Origin of the sequence: Paraburkholderia sp. Ac-20340 (assembly GCF_017104965.1) — a bacterium.
Lineage (GTDB): Bacteria > Pseudomonadota > Gammaproteobacteria > Burkholderiales > Burkholderiaceae > Paraburkholderia.
Genome location: NZ_JAAGPR010000089.1, coordinates 1 through 794 on the forward strand (window position 1 = coordinate 1; position 794 = coordinate 794).

Genomic DNA, 794 nt, shown 5'->3' on the forward strand with positions numbered 1-794 from the left:
TCCGGCTTGTCCTGTGCCGTGTGCAGCAGCACGAACGTGGCGCCAACGACCGGCCATGCTTCCTTGCCCGGCTCGTTCGTCAGGATCTGGTAGAACGACTTCTTCCAGTCCGCGCCAGCAGCCGCTGCCTTGAACGTGTCCGTGCTCGGCTCGACGACCGCGCCCGACTCGTTCTTCATGGCAGTGTAGACCATGTGATTTTGCTTGGCGTACGCCCACTCGACGTAGCCGATCGAGCCCGGCAGGCGCTGAACGAAGGCTGCGACGCCGTCGTTGCCCTTACCGCCCGTACCCGTCGGCCAGTTGACCGTCGAGCCTTCGCCGACCTTGCTCTTCCACTCGGTGTTGACCTTCGAGAGGTAGTTCGTCCAGATGAAGCTGGTGCCCGAACCATCGGCGCGGCGAACCACGGCGATGTCCAGATCCGGCAGCTTGACCTTCGGGTTCAGGGCGACGATGGCCGGATCGTTCCACTTCTTGATCTTGCCGAGGTAGATGTCGCCGAGCACTTCGCCCGACAGCGTCAGTTCGCCAGCCTTGATGCCCGGCACGTTGATCGCCGGCACGACGCCGCCCACCACCGTCGGGAACTGGAACAGGCCTTCCTTCGTCAGTTCGTCGTCCTTCAGGGGCGCGTCCGAACCTGCGAAGTCAACCGTCTTGGCGACGATCTGCTTGATACCGCCCGACGAGCCGATGCCTTGGTAGTTCACCTTGCCGCCGCCCGACTTTTGATAGGCATCCGCCCATTTCGTGTAGATCGGTGCTGCAAAGGTGCTGCCCGCGCCAGTGAT

1 protein-coding gene is annotated in these 794 nt (G+C 63.0%); it reads right to left on the minus strand.

Annotated elements, in window-relative coordinates:
- The coding region (pstS, locus tag G3N59_RS36830; RefSeq protein ID WP_205987914.1) for a phosphate ABC transporter substrate-binding protein PstS at positions 1–794 on the minus strand (794 nt) is incomplete at both ends.